Genomic DNA, 19,624 nt, shown 5'->3' on the forward strand with positions numbered 1-19,624 from the left:
CATGCGGCCGATTTTCGTGATGGTCAAATGCGATCCGGGCACGGCTTATGACGTGGCCGCGCGCGCGCTCGATACCATCGAGGAAGTGAGCGAGCTCTATTCGATCTCCGGCACCTACGACTTGCTGGTCAAGTGCAACCTGCAGAGCGACATGGATGTCGGCCGCTTCGTCACCGGGCGGCTGCAAACGCTGCCGAACGTCAAGGACACGTTGACCATCATCACCTTCAACGCATTCACTTGAACCCAAAAAATCTCAATGGGGAGGGCACATGAGTTTCCGCAAACAGGCGCTGCTGGGCGCCACTTCCATCCTGGCTGCCGCCATGGCAGCCTCCACGGCCAACGCAGCGGACGTGAAGGTCGGCATCCTCTTCGACGTCACCGGCCCGATCGCGAACTTCATTCCGCCGATGCTCGATTCCGTCACATTGGCGACTGAGGAGGTCAATGCCGGCGGCGGCCTTCTCGGCGGCAGGATGGTGAGCGTGATCGGCGACACCACCGGATCGTCGCAAGGCGCCGTCGACGCCGCGAACAAGCTGGTGAACATCGAGAACGCGGCCGCCATTGTCGGCGCGCTGATGTCCGGCACGACGATCGCGGCGGCCAACAGCGTGATCGTGCCGACCGGCATCATGCAGATCTCGCCGACCGCGACCTCGCCCGAAATGACCAACTTCGCCGACAACGATTGGGTGTTTCGCGTTGTCCCGTCGGACGCCTACCAGGGCCAGGTGCTGGCGAAGCTGACCATGGACCAGGGGGTGAAGAAAGTCGCGCTGACCTACGCCAACAACGACTATGCCGCGCCGCTCGCCAAGGCGTTCGCCGATCACTACAAGTCGCTCGGCGGCACCATCACCGCCGAGGTGAAGCATGAGGAGAAGCAGCCCTCCTACACCACGGAGCTGGCGACCTTGTCGAAGGGCGGACCCGAGGCGCTTGTGATCATCGCCTATGCGGGCGATTCCGGCCTGACGCTGGTGAAGGAGGCGCTCGAGAACGGCCTGTTCAAGCGCTTCATCGGCACGGACGGTCTGCGCGACAATCTGCTGATCGAGAAGATCGGCGCGGAGCATCTCAAGGACTCGTTCTTCACCTCGCCCTCCTCGCCGAAGAGCGAGGCGGCAGACAAGTTCCAGCAGCTCTATGCCGCAAAGTTCCAGAGTACCAAGGACAAGATCTTCATCGGCCAGGTCTATGACTCGGTGATCCTCGCCGCGCTCGCCATACAGCAGGCCGGCGGCACCGATCGCGAGAAGGTGCGCGACGCCCTGCGCGAGGTCGCCAATCCCCCGGGCGAGTCGGTCGGCCCCGGCGACTGGGCCAAGGCGCTCGAGCTCATCAAGGCCGGCACCGACATCGACTACACAGGCGCCACCGGCTCGATGGACTTCGACGACAAAGGCGACGTCGCAGGCGTGATCGGCCACTTTGTGGTCGAGGGCACTGGCTACAAGGAAGTCGGATTGGTTACGCCTTGATGAGCAGTGAATGAGCGATGATAAAGGGCTCGGTCCCAATCCGGGCCCTTTTTCTTTGAACATTAAGCCGCCGGCTTGATTCTCAGAACTGAAAGCAGCTCCCTTCCATCATCCCCGCCATCCCCCTTGAGATCGATGCGGATGATGGCGTCCAAGGCGGCGGCGTAGGCGGCGAGCTTGCGTTGCAGGCTGCTCTCGGTCGGCAACGCTTCGTCCTTGATGGTGCGGCACATGGCTTCGCCGATGGTGGTGAGCAGGCCGTAATCGAATGAGCCGCCGACGCTCTGCAGGTCGCGCGCCAGGTCGTGGAGCTTGGAGCGCCACACGTTGTCATCGTGCCGCGGCGCGGACATCAGCACGAACATGTCGCGTAGCGTCCGGTTGACGTGACGGCGGAACGAGGTGCTGAGCTCGAGCATTGCGACGCTGGCCACCGCTTCCATGCGACGCAGACGTTCGTGCGGCATGACGCGCACCTTGTCGCGCAGTGCTCGGCTCATAGTTGGGGATCCTTGCGGCGTTCGACGCCGTCATAGCCAGCCATGCCGACCAGTACGCGCCGGTCGGGGCCGACATAGACATCGCCCTCGACGAACGCGCGCTCGTCCATGATGACACGCACCAGCCCCTCGTACAGGCGCCGAAAGGTGAGCGGCTTGACCAGGATCCAGTTGGCGCCAGCGTCGCGTGCCTTTCCAACATAGTCGCGGTCTACATAAGCCGATGCCACCAGGATTGCGATATCGCTCGGAATGCCGGCGCCGCCGCGGCGGATGTCGTGCAGCAGCTCCAAGCCGTCCATCCCAGTCAGGTCGAGGTCGATCACCACGATGTCGGGCCGGACCGTCGCGATCTCGGCGCGCGCGGAGCGCGGATTGGCGCAGGTCACGACGCTGCCGACACGCATGATGGAGAACAGTCGCTGCATGTAGGTGCGCACGAACTCGTTGTCGTTGATGACCAGCAGGGAAATGCCGCCGAGATCGAGCGCCGGCACTTCGCGGCCGAATGTCCGACGCGCAACCGGAGACAGGCCGACCGGCTTACCGACGATCGAGGCCCGGTGCTCTGCGCTCTGTGCCTTCATGCGGTTGCCAGCCATGCGCCCAGTCTCAAGATTTGACCATGGGATCGATCACGTGCGATTCTTGCCGGGCGAGGAGTTAATGCGGCTTTAATGCTCGGGACCCGGAACTCGCGATCCTCACACCGCGCTGCGATGCGCATTTGTGGAAAATTGCACCCATGCCAATTCGCGCTGTCCTGTTCGATGTTTACGGCACTTTGCTGGACGTTCATTCGGCGATTGCGCGCGAAGGAAAAGAGCTGGGACCGACCGCAGACGCGGTCTCTCGGCTGTGGCGGCAGAAGCAACTCGAATATACTTGGGTGTGGTCATTGCGCGGAGCGCATCGCAGTTTCCGCGCGTTGACCGAAGCTGCGTTGGATTTCGCGCTCACCTCTCATGGCATCCACTCAGCTGTGCTGCGAGATCGCCTCATGACGGCCTATGAGAAGCTCGACGCCTTTCCGGAGGTTGCAGAAGCCCTGACGGCGCTTCGAGCGCAGAGCCGGTGTCTGGCCGCGCTTTCCAACGGCGACCCGGACATGCTGGAGACCGGATTGCAGGCCGCCGGGATCCGAACATCACTCGATGCCGTGCTCTCGGTCGCGCCGCTGCAGATCTTCAAGCCGGACCGCAAGGTCTATGGATTGGGTCGTGCCTGGGTTGGTGCGCCGGCAGAGGAAATCACCTTCGTCTCGGCAAATGCCTGGGACGCAGCCGGTGCGGCCGGTTTCGGATTCCGCACCTTCTGGATCAATCGCATTGGCCAGCCGGAAGAATATGACATCGCAGGCCACGCGACGGTGATCGGGAGCCTCCGCGATCTCGTGGCACACGTGGCATAGCTTGATCCAAGGGCGGATGGCACGTCGCACGCGTGCATGTTAGCGTCGAGCAACCTGCCCGCGCTTCGTCCCCGAAAAGGAGTCACCGATGCGTCCGTTCGCTCTCGCCCTCGGCGCTGTGTTGATCTGCGGAATGGCGATCGCGCCCGTGCGCGCAGAAGAGCCGATCGACCGGCCCGTGGATCTGGCGCTTGTGCTGCTGACAGACGTCTCGCAGAGCATGGATGATCGCGAATATGCGATGGTGAAGGAAGGCTACAAGGCCGCCTTCTCCGACCCGCAGGTCATCCAAGCCATCCTCGCCAATTCCAAGGGCATTGCAATCTCCTATGTCGAGTTCTCGGGCAAGGATGAGTTCATTGTCGTGAAGGGCTGGGATGTGTTGACCGACGCCGCCTCGGCCCAGGCCTTCGGCGAGGCAGTCGCTGCCGCCATACGCACGAGCTCCGGTAATACCGCACTCGCGCCCAGCATCAGGAAGGCCGCGGACATGCTGACGGCGGCCGACGTGGGCGGCGCGCGGCGCGTGATCGATGTGGCCAGCGACCATCCACACGATGGCGGCCGAGCAGCGATCGTCCGGGACTTTGCTGTCGCCGCTGGTATCACGATCAATGCCTTGCCCATCATAGACGATCGCCCGATCGGGACTTTCGACGGTCACCTGAGCTATGCCACGCAGCAATGGGGCCACGAGGATCCGGTCGAATTCTATCGCAATCATGTGATCGGCGGGCCCGGCAGCTTCCTCGTGGAAGTGCGGGACTACGCCGCCTTCGGCGAAGCCCTCAAGCGAAAGCTCCTGCGCGAGCTCATTTCATCGCCGGGTAGCGGCGACGGTTCCGAAACCTTTGCGTTTGCAGAGTGATTGAGGGATAGACCTCGCGTCACAAGCCTGCCCCGCGGCGGGGATGGATTTTCGCCTCGCATGCTATATTGTCCGCCTCATTGCGCTTTCCGATCCTCACTGGACCAGCGAAATAGACGAGGCACACGATGGAATATCGGCTCCTAGGGCGATCCGGCCTGAAAGTTTCCGTGCTCACCTTGGGTACCATGACCTTCGGCGGAGAGGGGTTTTTCGCCAAAGCCGGCAATTCGAGCGTGCAAGAGGCGCGGCGCATCATCGATATCGGCCGCGACGCCGGCATCAACCTGCTCGACACGGCCAACGTCTATTCCACCGGCCGCTCCGAAGAGATGATCGGCGAAGCGCTGGAGGGCGGTCGCAAGGATCTGATGATCGCGACCAAGGTCCGCTTCCCGATGGGCACGGGACCGAACGAGGCCGGTCTGTCGCGCCATCACATCATCCACGAATGCGAGGGCAGCCTGCGCCGTCTGAAGCGCGATGTCATCGACCTCTACCAGGTGCACGAGTGGGACGGCCTGACGCCCCTCGAAGAGACCATGGAGGCGCTGGACACGCTGCTCAAGGCCGGCAAGATCCGCTATGTCGGCTGCTCCAACTATTCCGGCTGGCACATCATGAAGGCGCTCGCGATCGCCGACCGCGACGGCCGCTCGCGCTTCGTCAGCCAGCAGATCTATTACTCGCTCCAGGGCCGCGAAGCGGAATATGAGCTGATCCCGATCACGCTCGACCAGGGTCTCGGCATCCTGGTGTGGAGCCCGCTCGCCGGCGGCCTGCTCTCCGGCAAATACCGCCGCGGCAAGCCGATGCCGGAAGGCCGCCATCTGCAAGCCTGGGGCGAGCCGCCGATCTATGATGAGAAGAAGCTCTATGACACCATCGAGGTGCTGGTCGCCATCGCCGAAGCGAAAGGCGTGCCGGCCGTGCAGGTCGCGCTGGCCTGGTCGCTGGGCCGGCCGGGCATTACTTCGCTGGTGATCGGCGCGCGCAACGAGGAGCAGCTGAAGGCCAACCTGCCTAGTGTCGAGCTGAAGCTAACGCAAGAGGAGCGCGACAAGCTGGATGAGGTGAGCGCGCCGACCCTGCTCTACCCCTATTGGCACCAAGCCAGCACCGCCCGCGACCGCCTCGGCCCCGCGGATTTGGCACTGCTCGCGGCGTTCGTGAAGGGGCCGTCGCGGTTCTAGAGCAGAACGGCCTTGCCGCCCGCCCTACCCCGTCATGGTCGTGCTCGGCACACTGCTGTCCGGTTAGGGGCATCGTGGACAAGGCGCATGGCTTGGATTCAACTAACCTGTCAATCACCAGGTGACAGACCACCTGTCGATCACCCAAAGCCACGTTCCATCGTCTTGGCGCCGCGCAACCTCAGTGGTTATGTCACCATCAATGCTGCGCGTCGAAGTGAGGGCCAGATCACCGCAAATAAGTACTGGGCGCTGCTCCCCTAGCTTGAACCTTCGTCCTTCCGGTCCCAACCCAGTAACTTGGAGTTTGGTGAAAAACTCATGAATAGCTCCCTTGCCTCGCACCAGCCGTCCGTCGCCGAGGTCAATCACCGCGTCCGGCTCAAACAAAGCGGTCATGCCAGTGACGTCACCTGCGTTCTCGCTAACTACCAGCTGCCGCTCTAATTCCTGGGGATCGTAGATCGGTTCCCTTCTGGTTAGATCACTCATAATGACACTCCGCCAAATGTCGTGGACTTTTCCCAAACGTCTCCAGCAACAGCGCGATGAACCGCCCCGCGTCCGCGTCGAACGCCACATCGCATTGCGGCTCTCCGCCGCCGCGGAAATGCGTGTCGATGACCGTGCGTCCCACCGTCAGCGTGCCGCTGGTCTCCACCGCCACACGATGCCGGCGCGTGGTGATAATCGCCGGATCGACCAGGTAGCCGACGCACACGGCATCATGCACCGGCGTGGTGCCGGCGACCGCCATGCGCTGGATCGCGTCGTGCGCCTGGATGCGATGGCCGATGAACTCCGCCGCGGCAGTGCCCGCCGGCGTGCCGAGCGCGCGCAGGTTCTCGCAATCGTCATATGAGACCAGCGCGCGGTGGGTGGCATCGAGCGGTACCATCGTGATCTTCCGGAACTTGGCGGCAAACACGATGGAGGCTGCCTCCGGATCGCCCCAGATGTTGAACTCGGCCGACGGCGTGATGTTACCCACTTCATGGCCGCCGCCCATGATCACGATCTCTGGCACGCGCTCGATCAGCTTGGGATAGAGCGTCAGTGCCGTCGCGATGTTGGTGAGCGGCGCCACCGGCACCAGCGTGATCTCGTCGGTCGTGTTGCGGTAGGTCTCGATCAGGAACTCGACCGCGCCGACGTCTGCCTTGCGGCGTCCGGATGGCGGCACCGACAGGGTTCGGCCGTGGATCTGCCCGGCCAAATCGTTCACAGCGCGCGGGATCGGAAAATCAGGCCGGACCAGCGGCCGCGCCAGTCCCTCATAGACCGGAATGTCGCTGCGTCCGACGTGATCCAGCACGCGCAGCGTGTTGTCGGTGCAGTATTGCACTTCGACATTGCCGTTGACCGTCGTGCAGCCGACCAGATCCAGCGCCGGATGCAGCGCCGCCAGCATCACTGCGACGGCATCATCGGTCCCGGTATCGACATCGAGAATCAGTTTGCGCTTTGCCATGGCGCCGAGCCTAGCGGCTTTCAGGCTTGTCGTCGATCATCCGCGGCGGCCGCTCCGGCACCAGGCCCTTGGCGAAGCGCTGCAGAACCACTTGCAGCAAGATCCCGATCAACAGCACGCGGATGTAGCTGGTGCGGGTGATCCACTCGCCCGGCAGACGGTTGGTCAGCAGTTCCGTCGCCGACCAGATGATCCATATGATCAGTGCGCCCAGGATCGCGCCGCGATTGTTGCCGCTGCCGCCGACGATCAGCATGACCCAGACCAGGAAGGTCACCATCATCGGCTCGGTCGCGCTGAGCCCAAGGAACTTGAAGTAGTGCGCCGACAAGGCGCCACCCAGTGCCATCACCATGGCGCCCAGCACGAAAGCCTCGACGCGGAACTGTGTCACGTCCTTGCCGATCGCGGCGGCCGCCATGTCGCTGTCGCGGATGGCGCGCATGGTGCGGCCCCAGGGCGAGGCCCAGGCCCGCTCCGCCGCCCAGTAAATGATCGCGACCAACGCCATCACTAGCCCCATGAACGCGAGATGGTTCCACGTGCTGGGCAGCCCTTCGAACGGCCGCGCGATGTTGGGAATGCCGCGCGTGCCGGCCGTCAGCCATGCCTCGTTCTTGATAAGGAGCCGGATCACTTCCGCGATGCCGATGGTCGCCATCGCCAGATAGTCGCCGCGCAGCCGCAGGCAGATGCGCCCGATCGCCCATGCGATCACGCCGCTAAGCAGCATCGCGATCGGCCAGGCAAGCACGATCGGCAACCCGAACCCACCGAGATAGTTCGGGCTTTCCGGCGTCGTCAGGATCGCGGTCGTGTAAGCGCCGATGGCGAAGAAGGCTGCGATGCCGGCGTTGAACAAGCCGGCAAAGCCCCATTGCAGATTGAGGCCGAGGCAGAGCACGGCATAGATGCCGCTCATCGTGCCGAGGGAGATCAGATAGTTGAGGAAGCCGGGGGAGAAGATATCCATCAGAACGCCCTCCCCCGGAACAGCCCGGTCGGCCGCCAGATCAGCATGATGACCATCACCGAGAACGCGACAGCCGGCTTGTAGCCCGGCGCGATGAAGGGCTCTTCCGAGAACCAGGGATAGGTTGCCAGCTCCTGGCACAGCCCGATGGCCAGCCCGCCGGCGACCGCGCCGTACGGCCGCCCGATGCCGCCCAGCACCGCCGCCGCGAACAAGGGCAGCAGCAGGTCCCATCCCATGTTGGGATGCACCTTCGTCTGGATGCCGATGAAGACGCCGCCTGCGGCCGCCAAACCGGCTCCGATAATCCAGGTCCAGCGCACCACCTGCTCCACGTTGATGCCGGAGACGCGCGCAAGGTCCGGATCGTCGCTGACCGCCCGCATGGCTTTGCCGAGGCGCGTGCGGCTCAAGAACAGATGCAGCGCGATAACAAGCGCGGCGGTGACCAGCACGATCGTCACCTGGCGCGGCGCGATCTTCAGCATCCCGAACTCCATCGGGAAACGGATGCCGATGTCGTAGGTCTTCACATCGACACCCCAGATCAGCTGGATGGCGGACCGCAGCATCAGCATGACGCCAAAGGATGCGATGACTGTCACGATCCCAGCGGAGCGGCGGAACGGCTTGTAGAACGCACGATCCAGCAGCAGCGCCACGAGCGCCGTACCGATCACCGTGATCGGCAGCGCCGCGTAGGGGCTCCAGTCGAAATTCGCGGTGAAGATGATCGCGAGATAGGCGCCGAGCGTCATCATGTCGCCATGCGCGAAATGCGCAAAGCGCAGAATGCCGAACAGCAGCGAAATCCCGATCGCCCCCAGCGCATAGATGCACCCGACCACGAGGCCGGGCAGCAGATACAGATTGATGAAATCGCTGAGGGCGATCATGTCGACCTTCCCCCATTCCTGTATCCCGTCTCCCAAACTGGGGGAGAGTTAGGGAGGAGGAAGCCGCCGCACGATGGGAGAGAACCTTCGCTCGCTTCCCCCACCCCAACCCTCCCCCAATTTGGGAGAGGGGGAAGCGCGCCCATGCTGCATGTCGGCACTTGCATCCTCTCACCCACCCAGAAACGATTCGGCCACTTCACGATTGACCAGCAGATTGGCCGCACTGTCCGTGAAGCGGTTGCGGCCCGTGGCGAGGACGTAGCCGACATGGCCGATGGCAAGCGCTTGCTTGGCGTTCTGCTCGACCAGCAGGACACCGACGCCGCTCTGGTTGATCGCGATGACGCGGTCGAAGATCTGGTCCATGTAGAGCGGCGACAGGCCCGCCGTCGGCTCATCCAGCATCAGCAGCTTCGGCTCGAGCATCAGAGCGCGGCCCATCGCGACCATCTGGCGCTGCCCGCCAGAGAGCTCACCTGCCGCTTGCTTCAGTTTCTCTCGCAAGGGCGGAAACAGCCCCATCACCGCTTCGATACGCCGCGCAATGTCGCCGGGTTTCAGGAACGCGCCCATTTCCAGGTTCTCGCGCACGCTGAGCGAGCGGAAGACATTGCGCTCCTGCGGCACATACGCGATGCCGCGCGCCACCAGCCTGTCGGCCGGCTGGCGCGTGATGTCGTCACCCTGGAACAGCACACGGCCCTCGCGGATCTGCGCCAGGCCGAAGATCGCCTTCAGCGCTGTCGATTTGCCGGCACCGTTCGGCCCGACGATCACGGAAATCTTGCCCGGCTCGACCGCCAAGTCGATGCCGTTGAGGATGTCGACTGCACCATAGCCTGCTACCAGCTTGTCGATCTGCAGTAGGCTCATGGCCGCGCCTCCGGGGCCGGCTTGTGATGGCGCGCACCAAGGTAGGCTTCGATCACCGCTTCGTTGCTGCGGATCTCTGCCATCGTGCCTTGGGTGAGGACCCTGCCCTCCGCCATCACGATCACCGGATCGCACAGCCGCGCGATCAGATCCATGTCGTGCTCGATGACGAAGAAGGTGTAGCCGTGCTCGCGATTGAGCCGCTCGATCTCTCCCGCCAGTTCGCTCAGTAGCGTGCGATTGACGCCGGCCCCCAGCTCATCCAGCAGCACCACCTTGGGCCGGATCATCATGGTGCGGCCAAGCTCCAGCAGCTTCTTCTGACCGCCGGAGAGATTGCCGGCATATTCGCGCTCGAGATGCGTGAGGCGCAGCTGTGCCAATACCTCACGCGCCCGCGCGTGCAGCCCCTGCTCCTCACCGATGACCGTGCTCCAGTCGAACCAGGCACGCAGCAGGTTCTCGCCGGACTGCTTCGGCGGTACGGCCATGAGGTTCTCGATCACCGTCATGCGCGAGAATTCCTGCGCGATCTGGAAGGTGCGCGCGAGCCCGCGATGAAACAGCCGGTGCGCGGGCCAGCCGGTAACGTCCTCGCTATCGAGCAGCACGCGCCCGGAATTCGGCGCGAACAGACCCGCGATGATGTTGAACAGGGTCGACTTGCCGGCGCCGTTCGGCCCGATCAGCCCGGTTATCGAGCCGCGCGCAACGGCCAGCGAGCAATCATCCACCGCGTGGATGCCGCCGAAACTCTTGCTCACATGCTCGACTTGGATCATGCCGCGCGCACTTTCCGGCGCGCTCCCGATTGGCACATTGCCTAGAGCCGCGCCTCCGGCAGGTAATTGGCGAACTCGTGCTCCACCGCCTTCGGATCCCCCGACAATCCATAGAACACGCCGGCCGCCATGTCGCCGGGATAGATTTCCTCGGCGCGCCGGTGCAGGCCGTCGACGATCGCGGCCGCCACATAGGAGGGCTGGATCTTCGGCACGTTGACGCCGGCCGTCATGTCGGTTTCGACCGCGCCGGGCAGCACACCCATGACATGGGTGTCCTGCGCCTTCAGCTCCGCGCGCAGCGCCTGGGTCAGGCTGTAGAGCGCCGCCTTGGAGGCGCAGAGCGAGCCCATCAGCGGCAGGTTCACGTGGGAGAGGATCGACAGCATGTTGACGATGGCCCCGCCGCCATTCGCTTTCAAGATCGGCTGGAAGGCGCGGCACATCGCCAGCGTGCCGAAATAGTTCACCTCCATCTCCCGCCGCGCATTATCCGTGCCATTGATCGCAAACAGCGGCGTGTTGAAGTTGATGCCGCCATTGTTGACCAGCAGCGTGACGTCACGCGCGGTCTCGACGGCCGCCGCGATCTGCGCGCCATTGGTGACGTCGATCTCCATTGCCTGAAGACGATCCGGCGCTTCCGCGAGCAAGCTCTTGATTCCATCGAGCTTGCGCGCGCCGACATAGATCTTCCTGGCGCCGGCCTTGAGCAGCGCCCGCACCGTCTCCGGCCCGATGCCACGGTTGCAGCCGGTCACCAGCGCCACCGCATCCTTGATCAGATCCTTGCCCGGCGCGCCGTTGTATCGCCGGATCGATGCCTTGGACGGCGTCTGCACCAGATCCTGATCGTAGGCCAAGATTACAAGCTGGAATCCCTGCAGGCGTCGATCCGCGGCCATGGTGACACCGGGGGTGAACAGCCCACAGAACTTACCGGCTTTCCGGGCCGCCTGCAGGACAGACTGCATCGCCGCTTCGTGCTTCGGACCCAGGTCGGGAAAAGTGCCCGTCGCTACCGAGAGATCGAACGGCCCGATGAACAGCATGTCGATGCCCGGCACGGCGGCAATGGCGGCGGCATTCTCCACGCCGGCTGCGGTCTCGATCATCACCGCGACGAAGATCGCCGCGTTGGTCTTCGGCAGATCGGCCTTCATGTCGATCGCGGGCCGGATGCCGCCGGAGGAGCGCCGCCCTTCGGGCGGATATTTGGCGGCCGCAACCACGCGCTTCGCCTGCTCCGCGCTTTCCACCATTGGGACGATGATGCCGAGCGCGCCGCTGTCCAGCGCATTGCCGATGGCGAAGAAGGAATCGTCCTGCGTGCGCACCAGCGGCGTCGCCTTGGCGCGCGTCATGCCGATCGCAGCCTCCAGCGTCGGGCGAGTCCACAATCCATGCTGCATATCGAAGACCAGCGCGTCGATGCCTTCCTGCACCATCAGTTCGGCGACGGTCGGCGAGCCGAGCGTTGCCCACATCGCGCCGACGCAGCCGCCGGTGCGCAGCTTCTCGATGACTGGATTCTGCATGGCGATCAGACCTTGCCGGCGCTTTCCGCCCAGCGCTTCATCAACGTGTTGGAAGGCAGCGTTTCGTCCAGCAGCTTCTTGGCGCTTTCGATGCCAGCCGCAGGCAGGCTCTCCTTGTCGATCAGGCCGATCTGCGCCAGCACCGACGCCTGATCCCAGTAGATGTGCTCGTGATAGATCTTGTTGCCGCGGAAGCAGACGATCGCGACCAGCGGCACCTCGACATACCTTCCGGTCGGCGGAACGCCCGGCAACATCCAGTCGATCTCGCGGTCGTGTGTGAAGCAGAACAGCATCTCGTCCACCACGCGATCGGCGCCGATGGTGCGCGAGACCGGGATGAGCTTGGTGTCCGCTGGATTCCCGTTGACGAAATGGTGCTGGTAGAAGCGCGCCAGCTCCTGCTGCCCCACGCCGCCGGTCATGGTCGGGATATGGTTGACGTACGGCTCCGCGACCATCGTTTTCATGGTCGCCGCCACGTCGCGGGTCCCAAACTCATATTCGCAATGCTTGTCCCACAAGGCCGAGAGATCGTACTTGGGGCCCATCACACGGCGGAACAGAGCGATCGAGCGTGAATGCGCAAGATTCGCCGCCGGCTTGTTGAAGTGCTCGCCCATGGTGCGCGCGAAGGCGTGATCCTGGCCTGGGTAGGTATAGATCTCGGCGTCCGGGCGGTTGCCAAGGGCCGCTTTGATCTGCTCCTGCGCCTCTTTGGGGCAGTATTTGTCCTCGCCCGCCATGTGCAGCACCATCGGGCAGCGGATCTTATCCTTCTCGTTCAGATGCCCTTCGATGCCGACGCCGTAGTAGCCGACCGCGCAATCGACGCCCGCGCGCGCCGCCGCGAGATAGGCAAGCTTGCCGCCGAGGCAGTGGCCGAGCGCGCCGACCTTGCCCGTGCATTCCGGCCGGCCGCGCAGGGCCTGCACGCATGCCGCGATGTCCTTCACGCCCGCATCGACGTCAAACTTCTGGAAGAACTCGAACGCCTTCTGCCATTCTTCGGGCGAATAGCCCATGTCGACCATCGGCTGCATACGCCAGAACAGGTCCGGCGCCAGCACGACGTAGCCCTCCTCTGCATAGAGGTCGGCGACCTCGCGCACATAGGCGTTGACGCCGAAAATCTCCTGACAGAGCACAATGCCCGGGCCTCGGCCGCTCGCCGGCACCGTCATATAGGCCTTGAAGCGTCCGCCATCGGCAGACGTGATTTCGATAAAGCTTCCCATGGATGCGCTCCCCAGACCCGCCCGTTTTCGGGCATTTTCAGGAGCACCCTAGCCGCAAGAACGGGGGCAAGTAAACCGGGATGGGGGCCGCCTTGCCGCTCGCGAGGCACGCCCCTCGTCGCCACACCACCGTCAGCCCGGACTTGTTCGGGGGTCCATGCCGCAGTCGCACGTGCAGCAGGTCGGTGGATCCCGGCTCAAGGCCGGGATGACAGTAACAGAAGCAACGCCGGCGTGACGATCGCCCATCGCCGAATCACATCTTCAGCCGCTCGCCCTTCGGATCGTAGAACGATTTCAAACTCGCCCGCGCCGGCACTTTCCTGTCCGCCACCTCGATCTCGAAGCTGCTGCCCTCGAGCAGCGCCTGGTCGACGCCCTCCGGGTGCCGGACGTAGCCCATCCCGATCGCGCAGTTCATCGTGAAGCTGTAGCCGGCCGAGGTGATGTAGCCCGCGTTGCGACCATTCAGGAAAATGGGCTCGTTGTGATAGAGCAGCGGCCCAGGGTCCTGAAGCGCGAACTGGACCAGGCGCTTGGTTAGGCGCTTGCCCTTCTCCGCCGCTACGGCTTCACGCCCGATGAAGGGTACTGCCTTGTCCATCGCGCACAGGAAGGCGAGGCCGGACTCATGCGGCGTATCGTCCGGGCTGATATCGTGGCCCCAGTGGCGATAGGCCTTCTCCAGGCGCAGAAAGTTCATGGCATGCATGCCGGCAGGCTTCAGGCCGAACTCCTGTCCCGCTTCCAGCAAGAGGTCTAATGCGCCCAGCGCATAATCGGCCGGCAAGTAGATCTCCCAGCCCAGCTCGCCGACATAGGAGATGCGGAGCGCCAACGCCTTGGTCCAGCCGAACTCGATCTCCTTGGCCGTGCCGAACGGATAGGCTTCGTTCGAGAGATCAGCGCTGGTCAGCTTGGCGAGCAGCTTGCGGCTGTTCGGCCCCATGACACCGAGCACGGCGTAGAGATTGCTGACATCCTCCATCCTCACGTCCGCACCGGGCGTGACGTTGCTCTTCAGGTAGTGCCAGTCGCGCGTCGCGGTCGCGACAGCGGTCACCCCCAGGAAGCGCTCCTCCGCCAGCTTGGTGACGGTGAGGTCCGCTTCGATCCGCCCCTTCTTGTTCAGCCACTGCGTATAAGTGGCGCGCCCGATCCGGCCGACATCGGCGCAAGAGATGCGCTGCAGTTCGCGCTCTGCATCTTTGCCGGTCACCAGGAATTTGGCGAAGGAGCTTTGGTCGAAGAAGCCGACATTGTTGCGAGCATTTCGACATTCCTCGCCGCAATACTCGAACCAGTTCTGCCTTCCATACGAATATTCATAGACCGGCTTCACGCCTTTCGGCGCATACCAGTTGGGCCGCTCGTAGCCCGCGACTTCGCCGAAGCAGGCGCCAAGCTCCTGCTCCTTCGCGTAGAACGGCGACTTGCGGATGCCCCGCGAGGTCTCGAACTGCCGATACGGCCAGTGCATCGCATAAAGCAAGCCCAGCGCCTCTGAAACGCGCGGCACCAGGAACGATTTCGCGCTGTGGTGGGCTGAGAAGCGGCGGATATCAACGTCCCACAAATCGAACGGCGGCTCGCCCTCCGCGATCCAGTGTGCCAGCGCCCAGCCAACGCCGCCGCCCGACTGGATGCCGATGGAGTTGAAGCCGGCCGCGACAAAGAAGTTCTTCAGCGTTGGCGCCTCGCCCAGCACATAGCGCTGGTCGGCGGTGAAGCTCTCCGGTCCGTTGAAGAATTTGCGGATGCCGACCTTCTGCAGTGACGGCACACGATGCATGGCGCCCTCCAGGATCGGCGTGAAGTGATCGAAATCCTCCGGCAGCTCATCGAAGCAGAAATCCTCTGGAACGCCGTCGACCGCCCAAGGCTTTGCCTTCGGCTCGAACGCGCCCAGCAGCAGCTTGCCGGCGTCCTCCTTGTAGTAGGCACAAGCGTCCATGTCGCGCAGCACCGGCAGGTCAGGATTCATGCCCTCCATCGGCTCGGTCACGATGTAGAAATGTTCGCAGGCCTGCAGCGGGATATCGACGCCGACCTGCCTGCCGATGCCACCCGCCCACATGCCACCGCAATTGACGACATACTCGCAGGTGATGACCCCCTGCTCTGTTTCGACTCCAGTCACGCGGCCATCCTTGGTCAGGACGCGCGTGACCTTGGTGTCCTCGAAAATCTTGACACCGCCTGTGCGCGCACCGCGTGCCAGCGCCATCGTCACATCGGCGGGGTTGCACTTGCCGTCCTTGGGGTAATAGATCGCACCGATCACGTCATCGACATTGAGCAGCGGCCATTTCTTTTGCGCATCCCGAGGCGAGATCGCCTCCGCGATCACGTCGAAGCCGCGCAGCATCGCTGCGCCGCGCAGGAATTCTTCCCATCTTTCCTTGTTGGTCGCGATCGAAAGGCTGCCCGGCTGGACGAAGCCGGTCGCCTGCCCAGTCTCTTTCTCCAGGTTGGTGTAGAGATCGACCGTATATTTCGCGAGCCGGGTCAAGTTCGCGGTATAGAGCGACGCGCGCACCAGGCCGGCCGCGTGCCACGTCGTGCCGCTGGTCAGCTTCTTGCGCTCCAGCAGGACGACATCCTTCCAGCCGAGCTTGGCGAGATGATACCCGACTGAGCAGCCGGCGATGCCGCCGCCGATGATGACGACCCGCGCCTGCGTTGGAAGTGCCATACGGTAGCTCCCTCACTCTTCTGGCAGATATTCCGACATGCTAGTCCCGGACACTCAAGAGCCGACCTTTCCGCTGCACGGGATACTCAATAGCCTGCTGGGCCTGGCGGGACCGGTCCGCTCGGGGCAAGTGCTCCGTCCTCGTCGTGCTGCTCGTTACCCACAAGCGGCGGGCAAAATACGCTCACGAGATGAATGTCGGTATGGGCGCGCACGCGGTGCCGGTCCTTGGGTCCCACGTTGTAGGCCATGCTGGGTTCGAGCTTCCATGTCTGGCCGGTAGTGAGGTCGGTCACCTCGCCGGTGCCGGAAATGATGTGGTTCGCCTCCCAGTGATGCTTGTACCAGAGGGTCGCGTCGGCGCCCGCAGCGAGGTGTACGTCCGAGAATCCGAAGCCGAGGTCATCGGCTTTGACCAGCATACGGAGAGTGCGTGCCTGCCCGTTGGCCGCAATCATCTCCTTCCCGGCCCGACGCATCTCGTCTGCGCGTTTGACGAACATGCGCCGGTCGGTCTTCTCGATAGGGCCGCTGGCCTCGTAGGCGCCATCCTCGTCGAATCGCTCGTCTCCTCTGAGCGGTGGGCAGAAGATGCTTATATGATGGATGTCTTCCGTTACCAGGAAGCGATGCCGGTCATTGGGTCCGACGACGTAAAGAACGCGGGCGTCGAGGAGCCACCTCTCTCCACTCGTTAGATCCGTCACCTCGCCCTTGCCGGAGATGATGTAGTTGGCCTCCCAGTGGTGCTTTAGCCAGATGACCGCATCAATGCCCTTCTTAGCTCGGTTCTCGTTGTACGAGTAGCCCATGCCGTCAGTGGCGGTGAGGAAGCGCGCAGAACGAAACGTATCATTGCCGAACGGTAGCCTGATGCGTCCGAGCTTCTCGAGCTCGTCAAGCGTGCGAATAAACACGGCATACCTTCCTTTTCGGTCGTTCGAGGTTTGGAGTGGAGAGGCGGGTCCTGTTCAGCTAATCTTGGCTTCGCGATCGGCTATAATCCGAATCTCCACCAGCAGTGCCGTGACGCATTCCGCAACCCGCGTGGAGTGTTTCAGCGGCATATGCATGCTACGCCCTTAACCGCACATTGTCCGGATCGAAGATCGGCTCCTGGCTGACTACCGCCTTGCGGCGGTCGCCGAACACCTCGATCTCGAGCTTCTGACCGACCATAGCGAGATCCGTGCGCACGTAAGCGAGCGCGATACTCTTGCCGATGGTGTGGCCGTAGCCACCGGAGGTGACGAGGCCCACCAGCTCCTCACCGCGATAGACCGGCGCGCAGGCGGGCGCATCGCAATCCTTTGCGTCCTCGAGGATCAGTGGCACGAAGCGCTCCTTCGGCCCCGTCTCACGCTCTTTCACCAGCGCCTTGAGGCCGCGGAAGTCCGGCTTCTGGAAATCGACGAAGCGGTCCAGGCTCGCCATCAGCGGCGTGTATTCGTGGGTCATGTCGCTCTTCCAGCCGCGATAGACCTTCTCCAGGCGCAGCGAATCCATCGCGTACATGCCGAAGTCGCGGATATCGAATCGCTCGCCCGCTTCCCACAGCGCGTCATAGATCGGCACCATCTGCTCCATGGGCACGTGCAGCTCCCAGCCCAGTTCGCCGACGTAGTTGACTCGCATCGCCAGCATGCGGGCATAGCCGATCTCGATGTATTTGGCGGACAGCCACGGAAATGCCTTGTTGGAGAGATCAGCCTCTGTGACCTTGCTCAGCACGTCGCGCGACTTCGGACCGGCGATGATGATCGAGCCATAGCGCGCCGACAAATTCTCGATCCGGATCGAGCCGTCCTTCGGCATGTGCTTCTCGAGCCAATCCAGATCGTGCCATTCGGCGGCCGCGGCAGACATCAGGTAGAACTTGTCGTCACCGAAGCGCGTGATGGTGAACTCGCTGACGATGCCGCCCTTGTCGTTCAGCATGTAGCTGAGGCTCATGCGATTGAGCTTCGGCAGCTTCCCGCAGATCATGTGATCCAGCCAATCGTTGGCGCCCTCGCCTTCGATCACCAGCTTGGTGAAGCCGCCGAGATCGAGGATGCCGACCCGCTCGCGCACTGCTCTGCACTCCTCGGCCACGGCGTCGTGCCAGCTGGTGCGGCGGAAGCTTGGCTTACGCGATGGATCATCGCCCTGGCGCGGGAACCAGGCCGCCCGCTCCCATCCGCCGCGCGCGCCGAACGACGCGCCTTTGGCTTTCAGCTTCTCGTAGAGCGCCGTGGTCTTGGCAGGCCGCCCGGCCGGCCACTCGTTGGCCGGGAATGCGATGGCGTATTCGTTCTGGTAGAGCTCGACCGCCTTGTCGACCACGTAGCGCTTGGTGGCGTAGTCGGTATAGCGCCGCGGATCCAAGGTCCAGAAATCCCACTCCGGCTCACCATGCGCGATCCATTCCGCCGCGGTCTTACCGGCGCCGCCCGACTGCGAGATGCCGAAGGAGAAACAGCACGCCTGGTAGAAGTTCGGCAGCCCGTGTGCCGGGCCGATATAGGGATTGCCGTCCGGCGAGTACGGGATCGGGCCGTTGATGACGCGCTGCACGCCCACGGTGCCAAGTAGAGGCACGCGCTCGATCGCCTTCTCGATATACGTTTCCAGCCGCTCCAGATCGTCCGGCCAGAGCTGGTAGGCGAAGTCTTCCGGAATGCCGTCCAGCCAATGCGGCGTTGCCTGCCACTCGTAGGGGCCGAGCAGCAGCCCCTGGCGCTCCTGCCGCAGATAGTACGAAACATCCGGATCTCGCAGCAGCGGCAGCTTCTCCTTGCGCGCCTCCAGCTCCGGGATCATCTCGGTGACCAGGTACTGGTGCGACATGGAGATGATCGGCAGATACTGCCCGACCAATGCCATGATCTCGCCCGCGCGATAGCCGGCGGCGTTCACCACGATCTCGCAGCGGATGTCGCCCTTGTCCGTCTTCACCAGCCATTCGCTGTCGGCGCGTTCCAGCGCCGTCACGCGCGTGAAGCGTTGGATGCGCGAGCCCAGATCCTTGGCGCCTTTGGCATAGGCCTGCACCAGCTGACTCGGGTCGATGTCGCCGTCGAAGGGGTCGTAGAGTCCACCCAGCACGCCGTCCATTTCCATGAACGGATACTTGTTCTTGATCTCGTTGGCGCCGATCACCTCGAACTCGATGCCCTGCGCCCGCGCCATGGCCGCGACGTGGCGGTATTCGTCCATCCGCTCCTTGTTGTTGGCGAGGCGGATCGAGCCGGTGATGTGGTAGTTGATCGGATAACCGACCTCGTCGCCCAGCCGCGTATAGAGCTTCGAGGAATGGCGCTGCAGCTTGATGATGTTCCAAGAGGTGGAGAAGTTCGGGACGTTGCCCGCTGCATGCCAGGTGGAGCCCGAAGACAGCTCATTCATCTCCAGCAGAAGGCAGTCGGTCCATCCCATCTTGGCCAGATGATAGAGCGTGCTGCACCCCACAGCCCCGCCGCCGATGATGACCACGCGCGCGTGATCGGTCATGAGTTTCTCCCCTTCACTCTCTTCGCGCGATGCTCAATGCGCATCGCTCTTACCCTGTTCATTCGTCATGGTCGTACTTGGCACGTCCATCCATATGTGGACGGCCCTTTGCCTGCAAGGTTGATTGGATGGTTGAGCAGGTCCGATCGCTTGCGTCCATATGTCCGGCCTGTTGGTGCGATCGTGACTGATCGCGGGCCAAGA

At 63.3% G+C, this 19,624-nt stretch carries 18 protein-coding genes; 5 read left to right on the plus strand and 13 right to left on the minus strand.

The features are described from left to right. The first annotated feature begins 1 nt into the window (after position 1). Positions 2-244, plus strand: coding sequence for an Lrp/AsnC ligand binding domain-containing protein (locus DTX69_RS26465; RefSeq protein WP_119304591.1), 243 nt, complete (start codon positions 2-4; stop codon positions 242-244). 28 nt (positions 245-272) lie between these two features. Beyond that, positions 273-1,487: an ABC transporter substrate-binding protein gene (locus DTX69_RS26470; protein WP_119304592.1), complete on the plus strand. Its 1,215-nt coding sequence runs from the start codon at positions 273-275 to the stop codon at positions 1,485-1,487. Positions 1,488-1,549: 62 nt separating this feature from the next. Here the strand turns inward: DTX69_RS26470 and DTX69_RS26475 are convergent, their stop codons facing one another. Both DTX69_RS26475 and DTX69_RS26480 read right to left on the minus strand, forming a co-directional pair. Next, positions 1,550-1,987 carry a hypothetical protein gene (locus DTX69_RS26475; RefSeq protein ID WP_119304593.1) on the minus strand — a complete coding sequence of 146 codons (438 nt, stop codon included), beginning with the start codon at positions 1,985-1,987 and terminating at the stop codon, positions 1,550-1,552. Beyond that, the gene (locus DTX69_RS26480; protein ID WP_119304594.1) at positions 1,984-2,589 is read right to left on the minus strand and encodes a response regulator; all 606 of its coding nucleotides are present in this window, start codon (positions 2,587-2,589) and stop codon (positions 1,984-1,986) included. The genes DTX69_RS26475 and DTX69_RS26480 overlap by 4 nt, the downstream gene beginning before the upstream one ends. Before the next feature lie 143 nt (positions 2,590-2,732). On the opposite strand from DTX69_RS26480, the gene DTX69_RS26485 reads away from it, so the two are divergent. The 3 genes from DTX69_RS26485 to DTX69_RS26495 all read left to right on the plus strand — a co-directional run bounded on the left by DTX69_RS26485 (position 2,733) and on the right by DTX69_RS26495 (position 5,459). Continuing rightward, complete coding sequence (locus DTX69_RS26485; RefSeq protein ID WP_119304595.1) at positions 2,733-3,398, plus strand: haloacid dehalogenase type II; 666 nt, start codon at positions 2,733-2,735, stop codon at positions 3,396-3,398. A gap of 88 nt (positions 3,399-3,486) precedes the next feature. Further along, the gene (locus DTX69_RS26490) at positions 3,487-4,266 is read left to right on the plus strand and encodes a DUF1194 domain-containing protein (RefSeq protein WP_119304596.1); all 780 of its coding nucleotides are present in this window, start codon (positions 3,487-3,489) and stop codon (positions 4,264-4,266) included. Positions 4,267-4,394: 128 nt separating this feature from the next. Further along, positions 4,395-5,459 (plus strand): aldo/keto reductase, encoded by a 1,065-nt coding sequence (locus tag DTX69_RS26495; RefSeq protein ID WP_119304597.1) that lies wholly within the window; start codon positions 4,395-4,397, stop codon positions 5,457-5,459. A 114-nt stretch (positions 5,460-5,573) separates the two neighbouring features. On the opposite strand, the gene DTX69_RS26500 is transcribed toward DTX69_RS26495, so the two are convergent. The 11 genes from DTX69_RS26500 to DTX69_RS26550 form a co-directional block, all read right to left on the minus strand. Then, positions 5,574-5,951, minus strand: coding sequence for a YybH family protein (locus tag DTX69_RS26500; RefSeq protein WP_119304598.1), 378 nt, complete (start codon positions 5,949-5,951; stop codon positions 5,574-5,576). Beyond that, entirely contained in the window at positions 5,944-6,930 is a 987-nt protein-coding gene (locus tag DTX69_RS26505; RefSeq protein ID WP_119304599.1) for a nucleoside hydrolase, read from the minus strand. Before DTX69_RS26505 ends, DTX69_RS26500 begins: the two co-directional genes overlap by 8 nt. A gap of 10 nt (positions 6,931-6,940) precedes the next feature. Further along, positions 6,941-7,903, minus strand: coding sequence for a branched-chain amino acid ABC transporter permease (locus DTX69_RS26510; RefSeq protein ID WP_119304600.1), 963 nt, complete (start codon positions 7,901-7,903; stop codon positions 6,941-6,943). Then, positions 7,903-8,799, minus strand: a complete 897-nt coding sequence (locus DTX69_RS26515) for a branched-chain amino acid ABC transporter permease (protein WP_119304601.1) — start codon at positions 8,797-8,799, stop codon at positions 7,903-7,905. The genes DTX69_RS26510 and DTX69_RS26515 overlap by 1 nt, the downstream gene beginning before the upstream one ends. Before the next feature lie 171 nt (positions 8,800-8,970). Beyond that, the gene (locus DTX69_RS26520) at positions 8,971-9,675 is read right to left on the minus strand and encodes an ABC transporter ATP-binding protein (RefSeq protein ID WP_119304602.1); all 705 of its coding nucleotides are present in this window, start codon (positions 9,673-9,675) and stop codon (positions 8,971-8,973) included. After that, the gene (locus DTX69_RS26525) at positions 9,672-10,457 is read right to left on the minus strand and encodes an ABC transporter ATP-binding protein (protein ID WP_119304603.1); all 786 of its coding nucleotides are present in this window, start codon (positions 10,455-10,457) and stop codon (positions 9,672-9,674) included. Before DTX69_RS26525 ends, DTX69_RS26520 begins: the two co-directional genes overlap by 4 nt. 41 nt (positions 10,458-10,498) lie before the next feature. Next, positions 10,499-11,995: an SDR family oxidoreductase gene (locus DTX69_RS30855; RefSeq protein WP_284736091.1), complete on the minus strand. Its 1,497-nt coding sequence runs from the start codon at positions 11,993-11,995 to the stop codon at positions 10,499-10,501. 5 nt (positions 11,996-12,000) lie between these two features. Then, positions 12,001-13,233 (minus strand): dienelactone hydrolase family protein, encoded by a 1,233-nt coding sequence (locus DTX69_RS26535; protein ID WP_119304604.1) that lies wholly within the window; start codon positions 13,231-13,233, stop codon positions 12,001-12,003. A gap of 256 nt (positions 13,234-13,489) precedes the next feature. Further along, positions 13,490-15,928, minus strand: coding sequence for a GcvT family protein (locus DTX69_RS26540; RefSeq protein ID WP_119304605.1), 2,439 nt, complete (start codon positions 15,926-15,928; stop codon positions 13,490-13,492). An 86-nt stretch (positions 15,929-16,014) separates the two neighbouring features. Next, the gene (locus tag DTX69_RS26545; RefSeq protein WP_119304606.1) at positions 16,015-16,845 is read right to left on the minus strand and encodes an ectoine synthase; all 831 of its coding nucleotides are present in this window, start codon (positions 16,843-16,845) and stop codon (positions 16,015-16,017) included. Positions 16,846-17,002: 157 nt separating this feature from the next. Continuing rightward, positions 17,003-19,420 carry a GcvT family protein gene (locus tag DTX69_RS26550; RefSeq protein WP_119304607.1) on the minus strand — a complete coding sequence of 806 codons (2,418 nt, stop codon included), beginning with the start codon at positions 19,418-19,420 and terminating at the stop codon, positions 17,003-17,005. Positions 19,421-19,624 lie beyond the last annotated feature (204 nt).

This window comes from Dongia deserti (genome assembly GCF_003574735.1).
Lineage (GTDB): Bacteria > Pseudomonadota > Alphaproteobacteria > Dongiales > Dongiaceae > Dongia_A > Dongia_A deserti.

What these genes read in the sequence shown, in the direction of transcription:
- DTX69_RS26465 (WP_119304591.1), top strand. Translation starts at nt 2, where the DNA reads ATGCGGCCGATTTTCGTGATGGTCAAATGCGATCCGGGCACGGCTTAT.
- DTX69_RS26470 (WP_119304592.1), top strand. Translation starts at nt 273, where the DNA reads ATGAGTTTCCGCAAACAGGCGCTGCTGGGCGCCACTTCCATCCTGGCT.
- DTX69_RS26475 (WP_119304593.1), bottom strand. Translation starts at nt 1,987, where the DNA reads ATGAGCCGAGCACTGCGCGACAAGGTGCGCGTCATGCCGCACGAACGT.
- DTX69_RS26480 (WP_119304594.1), bottom strand. Translation starts at nt 2,589, where the DNA reads ATGGCTGGCAACCGCATGAAGGCACAGAGCGCAGAGCACCGGGCCTCG.
- DTX69_RS26485 (WP_119304595.1), top strand. Translation starts at nt 2,733, where the DNA reads ATGCCAATTCGCGCTGTCCTGTTCGATGTTTACGGCACTTTGCTGGAC.
- DTX69_RS26490 (WP_119304596.1), top strand. Translation starts at nt 3,487, where the DNA reads ATGCGTCCGTTCGCTCTCGCCCTCGGCGCTGTGTTGATCTGCGGAATG.
- DTX69_RS26495 (WP_119304597.1), top strand. Translation starts at nt 4,395, where the DNA reads ATGGAATATCGGCTCCTAGGGCGATCCGGCCTGAAAGTTTCCGTGCTC.
- DTX69_RS26500 (WP_119304598.1), bottom strand. Translation starts at nt 5,951, where the DNA reads ATGAGTGATCTAACCAGAAGGGAACCGATCTACGATCCCCAGGAATTA.
- DTX69_RS26505 (WP_119304599.1), bottom strand. Translation starts at nt 6,930, where the DNA reads ATGGCAAAGCGCAAACTGATTCTCGATGTCGATACCGGGACCGATGAT.
- DTX69_RS26510 (WP_119304600.1), bottom strand. Translation starts at nt 7,903, where the DNA reads ATGGATATCTTCTCCCCCGGCTTCCTCAACTATCTGATCTCCCTCGGC.
- DTX69_RS26515 (WP_119304601.1), bottom strand. Translation starts at nt 8,799, where the DNA reads ATGATCGCCCTCAGCGATTTCATCAATCTGTATCTGCTGCCCGGCCTC.
- DTX69_RS26520 (WP_119304602.1), bottom strand. Translation starts at nt 9,675, where the DNA reads ATGAGCCTACTGCAGATCGACAAGCTGGTAGCAGGCTATGGTGCAGTC.
- DTX69_RS26525 (WP_119304603.1), bottom strand. Translation starts at nt 10,457, where the DNA reads ATGATCCAAGTCGAGCATGTGAGCAAGAGTTTCGGCGGCATCCACGCG.
- DTX69_RS30855 (WP_284736091.1), bottom strand. Translation starts at nt 11,995, where the DNA reads ATGCAGAATCCAGTCATCGAGAAGCTGCGCACCGGCGGCTGCGTCGGC.
- DTX69_RS26535 (WP_119304604.1), bottom strand. Translation starts at nt 13,233, where the DNA reads ATGGGAAGCTTTATCGAAATCACGTCTGCCGATGGCGGACGCTTCAAG.
- DTX69_RS26540 (WP_119304605.1), bottom strand. Translation starts at nt 15,928, where the DNA reads ATGGCACTTCCAACGCAGGCGCGGGTCGTCATCATCGGCGGCGGCATC.
- DTX69_RS26550 (WP_119304607.1), bottom strand. Translation starts at nt 19,420, where the DNA reads ATGACCGATCACGCGCGCGTGGTCATCATCGGCGGCGGGGCTGTGGGG.